This window comes from Hungatella sp., assembly GCF_046966825.1.
The window spans coordinates 71,646-78,594 of sequence record NZ_JBKVCZ010000017.1 but is presented as its reverse complement, the minus strand read 5'-3'; the positions used below and the strand labels follow the sequence as shown (position 1 = coordinate 78,594).

Annotated in this window: 8 protein-coding genes; all 8 read right to left on the bottom strand. The window is 52.9% G+C overall.

The features are described from left to right. Window positions 1-900, bottom strand: a 900-nt coding sequence (locus ACLTD4_RS08035) for a translation initiation factor IF-2 N-terminal domain-containing protein (protein ID WP_412331229.1), incomplete at its 3' end; no start/stop codon positions are given. Then, entirely contained in the window at window positions 887-1,222 is a 336-nt protein-coding gene (locus ACLTD4_RS08030) for a L7Ae/L30e/S12e/Gadd45 family ribosomal protein (protein WP_002600708.1), read from the bottom strand. The genes ACLTD4_RS08035 and ACLTD4_RS08030, both read right to left, overlap by 14 nt. Continuing rightward, window positions 1,215-1,484: an RNase P modulator RnpM gene (rnpM, locus tag ACLTD4_RS08025; protein WP_002600709.1), complete on the bottom strand. Its 270-nt coding sequence runs from the start codon at window positions 1,482-1,484 to the stop codon at window positions 1,215-1,217. Before rnpM ends, ACLTD4_RS08030 begins: the two co-directional genes overlap by 8 nt. A gap of 19 nt (window positions 1,485-1,503) precedes the next feature. Then, window positions 1,504-2,724 carry a transcription termination factor NusA gene (gene nusA / locus ACLTD4_RS08020; RefSeq protein WP_002600710.1) on the bottom strand — a complete coding sequence of 407 codons (1,221 nt, stop codon included), beginning with the start codon at window positions 2,722-2,724 and terminating at the stop codon, window positions 1,504-1,506. 34 nt (window positions 2,725-2,758) lie between these two features. Next, window positions 2,759-3,226: a ribosome maturation factor RimP gene (gene rimP / locus ACLTD4_RS08015; RefSeq protein WP_002600711.1), complete on the bottom strand. Its 468-nt coding sequence runs from the start codon at window positions 3,224-3,226 to the stop codon at window positions 2,759-2,761. A gap of 200 nt (window positions 3,227-3,426) precedes the next feature. Continuing rightward, window positions 3,427-4,605 carry an ABC transporter permease gene (locus tag ACLTD4_RS08010; protein WP_117620803.1) on the bottom strand — a complete coding sequence of 393 codons (1,179 nt, stop codon included), beginning with the start codon at window positions 4,603-4,605 and terminating at the stop codon, window positions 3,427-3,429. After that, entirely contained in the window at window positions 4,589-5,293 is a 705-nt protein-coding gene (locus tag ACLTD4_RS08005; RefSeq protein ID WP_002600713.1) for an ABC transporter ATP-binding protein, read from the bottom strand. Before ACLTD4_RS08005 ends, ACLTD4_RS08010 begins: the two co-directional genes overlap by 17 nt. A 19-nt stretch (window positions 5,294-5,312) precedes the next feature. Beyond that, entirely contained in the window at window positions 5,313-6,941 is a 1,629-nt protein-coding gene (locus tag ACLTD4_RS08000) for an efflux RND transporter periplasmic adaptor subunit (RefSeq protein ID WP_117620804.1), read from the bottom strand. Window positions 6,942-6,949 lie beyond the last annotated feature (8 nt).

Sequence of the window (6,949 nt, the reverse complement as noted above, 5' to 3'; positions counted from 1 at the left end):
CTGGCCCTGCGGTCTTCCGTCGCGGTTTCCCTGGTAGCCCTGGCCCTGCGGTCTTCCGTCACGGTTTCCCTGGTAACCTCCCTGGCCCTGCGGTCTTCCGTCGCGATTCCCCTGGTAACCTCCCTGGCCCTGCGGTCTTCCGTCACGGTTGCCCTGGTAGCCCTGGCCCTGCGGTCTTCCGTCGCGGTTTCCCTGGTAGCCCTGGCCCTGCGGTCTTGCAGATGAATTCTGGTCGGAACGCGCGTCGGTCTGCTGCGGCTGTGCCTGCGGTGACTGGCCTGCGGGTGCCTGTGTCTGCGAAGTCTGAGCCGGCTGAGTCTGAGTCGGCTGAACCGGCGCTGTCTGGCTCTGCGGTGCCTGCTGCGTATTTACTGTGTTATCTGCTGCTTCACGCGGCTGGACACTCTGACCGGATACCGTGGTGTTTCCAGCGGTTCTCTGCTCATAGCTGCCGCCCTGATTCTGCGGTCTTCCATCACGGCTTCCCTGGCCCTGCGGTCTTCCGTCGCGGTTTCCCTGATAGCCCTGGCCCTGTGGTCTTCCGTCGCGGTTTCCCTGACCCTGCGGTCTTCCATCGCGGTTTCCCTGGCCCTGCGGACGCTGCGGCTTCATCTGCGCGTTCTGCGGACGGAAAACTGCTGCTATTTTCTTCTTGTGCGGCTCACCCGCGCCTGCTTCAGTTCTGGCCGGGTCATCACCCGCCGGTTTCTCGGACGCCGGTGTGTTCTGCCTTCCTTCGCTGCTTTTTCCAGCTCCGCCCATCGCTTTTCTCACGATAGACGCCTGGTCATCCGATATATTGGATGAACTCTTTAAATTTATATCGTGCTTTTCCAGGATATCCAGTATCTCTTTACTGCTGTCTTTTCCCAGTTCTTTTGCCAGATCATATACTCTCATACTTACTACCTCCATTTGTATTCAATAGTTTCACGACTGCTTTTGCGAACCCCGCGTCCAGAATGACAAGGGAAGCTCTCATTTCCTTTCCCATTGCATGACCGATCTCGCTCTTTTTACCGAAAAAGTAGATTGGAACTTCATAGTAAGTACACATATTGGTGAACATTTTTCTGGTGTTGTCAGATGCTTCCTCCGACACGATCACCAGGAATGCCTTTCCACTCTTCACGGATTTCTCCGTCATAAATTCTCCGCTTGCAGTCTTCCCGGCCTTTGTAGCCAGACCAATCAGATTAAGAACTTTCTGTCTGTCATCCAAGCTGCTCCATCTCCTTTTCCAACGTTTCGTATACTTCCTTTGGAATCGCCGTCTTAAAGGAGCGTTCCAGGCCCTTGTTCTTAACTGCTTTCTTAAAACAGTCCATGGAGGGGCACAGATATGCGCCTCGCCCGTTCTTCCGTCCGGTCGCATCCAGCACAATCTCGTCCTCCGCCGTCTTAAGCACACGAATCATCTCTTTTTTACTTTTCATCTCACCACAGCCGATACACTGTCTGAGCGGTATCTTCTTTGTACTCACGTTTCAATCACTTCCCGTTTTATTTTTCCTGGCTGTCTTCCTCTAAGCTGTCTTCCTCTAAGCCGCCGTCCTGGTAATCTTCCTGATCGTCTTCCTGGTAATCCTCCTGGTATTCTGTGTCTCCATCTTCCTGATAATCGCTTTCGTAATCCTCGTAACCTCCGTCTTCCTGATAATCCAGACCCAGCTCTTCGAATAATCCCATCTCTCTGGCCTGCGTCTCACTCTTGATATCAATCTTATATCCTGTCAGCCTTGCTGCCAGTCTCGCGTTCTGGCCTTCTTTACCGATTGCCAGGGAAAGCTGGTAATCCGGTACGATAACCTGAGCTTCCTTTGAATCCTCGTCAGCCACCACGCAGATAACCTTTGCCGGGCTTAATGCATTCTCAATTAAGTATGCCGGGTTGTCGTCCCAGTTGATGATGTCGATCTTTTCGCCGCGAAGCTCATTCACAATGGCATTCACCCTCGCGCCGTTTAAGCCTACACATGCGCCTACCGGATCCACATTCTGGTCGTTGGATTTAACGGCGATCTTCGTTCTGGAGCCTGCCTCTCTGGCAATGGCTTTCATCTCTACCGTTCCGTCCTTTACCTCTGCCACTTCTGATTCAAATAAGCGTTTTACCAGATCCGGATGGGTTCTCGATACGGAAATCCTCGGTCCCTTCGGAGTATCCTTTACCTCCAGAACGTACACCTTGATTCTCTCCGTGGCCTTGAATACCTCGCCCTTCACCATCTCCGCCTCATTTAAAATGGCATCGACCTTACCTAAGTTAATGCTGACATTCTTCCCTAAATATCTCTGTACAATACCGGTAACCACTTCCTTCTCCTGGCAGTACCAGTCGTTATACAGGGCTTTTCTTCCTTCCTCACGAATCTTCTGGAGGATCACATTCTTCGCATTCTGTGTGGCAATACGTCCAAACTTCTTGGAATCGATCGGACACTGTACGATATCTCCCACGTCATATTTCGGATCCGTCATCTTGGCTTCCGCGAGGCTGATCTGAAGCAGCGGGTCTTCCACTTCCTCCACCACTTCCTTCTCCGCGTAAACGGAAAAGTCGCATGTATCGCGGTTCATGCTCACCTTGACATTGTCTGCCTTGCCAAAGTGGTTCTTGCACGCCGTAAGAAGAGAATTCTCGATCGCCTCCAGCAGGGTATCTTTGCTGATATTATTCTCTTTTTCCAGAATATTCAGTGCTTCTAACAGTTCCTTATTCATTTTTTTATCCTCCTACTCTCATCCATCATACTGTTTAGAAATCAAATGCCAGCCGGATTAATGCGATCTCCGGGCGGTTAAATACAAGCTCGGTCCCGTCTTCCACCGTGACAGTCACGGTATTTTTATCATATGCTTTTAAAGTACCCGTATAATCCTTCTGTTTATTCATCGGTTTGTACAATTTAATATCCACATCTTCTCCGATGCTTCTGTCGAAGTCCTTATCTTTCTTAAGCGGCCTTCCCAGCCCCGGTGAACTCACTTCCAGAATATAGCTGTCCTCGATAAAATCCTTCTCGTCCAGCCATTCTCCCAGCCTTCTGCTGACGACCTCACAGTCATCAACCGTAATTCCGCCTTCCTTATCTATATAAGCACGCAGATACCAGTTTCCCGCCTCTTTTACATATTCCACATCAACCAGCTCAAAATGATATTCTTCCATCAATGGAAGCAGATAGTCTTCCGTTTTCTTTTCATAGGTCTCTTTTTTTGTCATGTTCTTCCCACCTTTCTGCACAAAATTGAAAGAGTGGACTCTCGCCCACTCTTTATCAGTCATCTATCATGTTATCGCTACGATTATAGCACTGTTTTCCAGCCATTGCAAGGTCTTTTTAAACTTTCCCCGTAAAACCGTCGTATTTACGCCATTTTCACCTCATTTCCAGTCCGCTGTGTGCAACATTTCCTGCTTATCTATTCACTTCGAAGCGCATCGATGGGATTTAAACCTGCTGCCCGCCTCGCCGGCATATACCCAAAGACCAGGCCGATCGCCGCGGAAACTCCAAAGGAAACGAGAACAGCCGGTATTGTGGCGGACGCCTTCATATGCATCAGACTACCCGCGGCCGGAGTGATCACGCATCCCAGTGCGATGCCCACCAGTCCTCCGATGGAGCTGGTGACCGCCGCCTCAATGACAAACTGCTGAAGAATGACGGATTTTTTCGCTCCCAGGGACTTTCTGATCCCGATTTCCCGCGTCCGCTCCGTCACCGATACCAGCATGATGTTCATCACGCCGACGCCGGCCACCAGAAGGGAAATCCCCGCGATTCCTCCAAGTGCGGCGGACATCATGGACATGGTGGACTCCATGGATTTTAACATCTCGCTCATGGAACCGATATAGAAATAGTCCGGCGATTTATACCGCCCCTGAAGAAATACGGTCAGAAGGATTCTGGCTGCTGCAATCTCCTCCACCTTATCCACCGTTACGATATACTCGGAGACATCGGCATTCTGATTCATTAAGAGCGCCGTGGTATATGGCAGAAGGGCGCGGTCATCCGGACCGCCCTGCTTTAGCTCGTCTTTGTCCCGGCGCTGCAGCACGCCCACCACCTTGACCACATTTCCGTCAAACCGTACGCTCTGCCCCACCGCCGCCTCAGCGCTTCCAAACAGGCGCGTGGCGGTAAAATACCCCAGCACACAGACAGGCTGTCTCGACGCGATATCCGAATACTGGATATACCGGCCCGCCTCCAGCTTTTTCGCGTCAATGCCGTAAAACTGCTCGCTGACGCCGGTAATCCTGGTTTTCGTCAGCTTATCAGTCTTATGCTTGATCGTCGCCTTCACAGGGACCTGCGGAGATATCTCCTTATAATATGCCCTGTTTTTATCGTAAAACGCATATAAGTCCTGGGGGGAGACCGACCTGGTGGGTGTATTGGTCAGCTGTACCTGAAGCTGATTGGTCCCCATGTCTGAGAAGCTGGCTCTGATGTAGTTCATCTGCCCTTCCACCAGCCCCACCAGAATGATGACCGAAGCAACCCCGATGATGATTCCCAGCATGGTCAGGAAGGAACGCATCTTGTTGCTCAGAATATTTTTGATTGCCATTTTAAATGACTGCCGCATAGTCGTTCACATCCCCATCAAAATTAATCCGGCCGTCGTGAATCCGGATCACCCGCTTTGCCTCCAGGGCAATGGAGTTGTCGTGGGTAATCATCACGATGGTATTTCCTTCTTCGTTCAGCTGCTTTAAAAAGTCCAGAACTTCCCGGCTCGTTCTGGAATCCAGGGCTCCGGTCGGCTCATCGGCCAGGATCAGGGAGGGATTCCCCGCCAGTGCCCTGGCGATGGAGACTCGCTGCTGCTGGCCTCCGGACAGCTGGCCCGGCAGATTCTTATACTTATCCGCCAGCCCCACCCGCTTCAGTGACGCCATCGCGCGCTCCCTCCGCTCTTCTCCGTCAATTCCGGCGTAGATAAGCGGCAGCTCCACATTTTCCAGAAGCGTGCTGCGCGTCAGCAGATTGTACTGCTGAAAGATGAAGCCGATCAGCCGGTTGCGGATATCTGCCAGCTGGTTGTCTGTCATCTCCCCCACGTTCTCGCCTTCCAGATGGTACGTCCCGCTGGTGGGCACATCCAGCGCTCCGATAATGTTCATCAGCGTGGATTTTCCGCTTCCCGACTTTCCCACAATGGCTGTCATCTCTCCCTTTTCAATCGAGAGGGAAATGCCGTCGTTGGCCCGCACCTCCTCATCCCCCATTTCGTATATTTTATAGATATCCTGTAAATCAATTAAAGGGCCCATAGCCGTTCCTCCTTTCCTATTATGGTTCTAACGCCATTTCTTCTCCCATATATTCACTGCCTGGAGCAGTGTCGAAGCTCTGAACCAGATAGACCTCATCCCCCTCTGACAGGCCCGATGTGACCTCCACCTGCTCGTCGTTCATGATTCCCGTTTCCACCGTCACCTCTCTGAATCCGGCGGGCACCTCCCCCTTCGCCTCCTTCACCGAGGGGTCCTTTACATAGACCACATTTCCCCTCATCAGGCTGGCGGCCGGGATGACCAGCGCATTCTTCGATTCCTCCAGAAGTATCTTTCCGTTGACGTTCATTCCCGGCAGAAGTCCCTTCGGGTCCTTCACCGTAACGGAGACGGGGTACGTGGTAATTCCGTTGTTATTGGTGCTTTCCAGGCTCACATTTTCCACAGTCCCCCGAAAGGCCGCATCGCCGGCCGCCTCCGCCGTAATTTCCACCGTCTGTCCCGCCTTCACCTTCGATACGTCCAACTCGTCGATGGACATGGAAAATGTGATGGCTGAGAGGTCGTAAATCACCGCCATCGCCCCGTCGCCGCTTGTCTTGCTGGTGATCTTGTCACCGGCCTTCATATTCTTGCGGATGACTGTTCCCGATATGGGCGCCGTGATGGTGTAGTTATTCATGCTGTTCTTCGTGCTCTGGATCTTATTATTGGCGGAATCCATGGCATCCTTTGCGCTGTCCAGCTTCTCCCGGAAGCTTCTCATCAGCTTATCCGCCGATTCCCGGTCGAAACGGAAGATGGGTGCCCCCTTTGCCGCGTAATCGCCCTCTGAGACGAGAAGCTGTTCCACAGTCACACTGTCCGGCAAATCCGCACTCAGTATCGTCTCGACTACCGGGCTGAAGGTTCCTTCCAGGCTGCTGCTGTAATCGCCCACCGTCGCAGTCGCCGACTGTTCCGTGGTTAAACCGCCCGGATTGGCCGCCTCAATGGTCACGTAGCGCACAATCCGGCCGCCCGTCAGCGTCTCATCCTTTGCGCTGACTGCGGTCACGGTTCCCGGTATCTGTTCTCCCGTGGAAGACAGAGTGGCAAGGGCCGCACTTCCCGCACCGATGGCCGCCGCTTCCGCGGAAAGGAAGGGAACCTTCAGCCGCATGACAGAATCGTCCTCGATATCCGCAATCTTCGTTCCGCTGCTTACCGTCTCGCCTGCTTTTATGTAGATCTTTTTGATATATCCGCTGTCCCCGGAGTGGAAAACGCCGTCATTAAACCGGCCCTGGGCTCTGGAATAATCCTTCTGGGCGTCTTCCAGATTCCTCGCCGCCCTTTCCACGGAGTTCTGTGCAGATTTCATCTCCTCCTCCATGTTGCTCACATCGATCCGGTAAAGCACCTGGCCCTTCTCCACCTGATCCCCCACCTCGAAATCGGCGCTGGTGATCTCGCCCTCCACCAGTGAGGATACCTGATAGGAATTCCTCGGCTTCAGCACTCCCGAGGAGGAGAGTCTGGAGCTGATGTCCTGCCGCGTCACCGGCGCGGTCATCACCTCTGTCCCCTTGCCTGCCCCGGTGCTCCGCCCATGATTCCTTAAGGCCGCGGTTCCCACCGCTGCCAAAAGCACAAACGCCGCTGCCACAATGATTACCGTTTTCTTCTTTTTCCTGTTTTTCATGGCCGTTC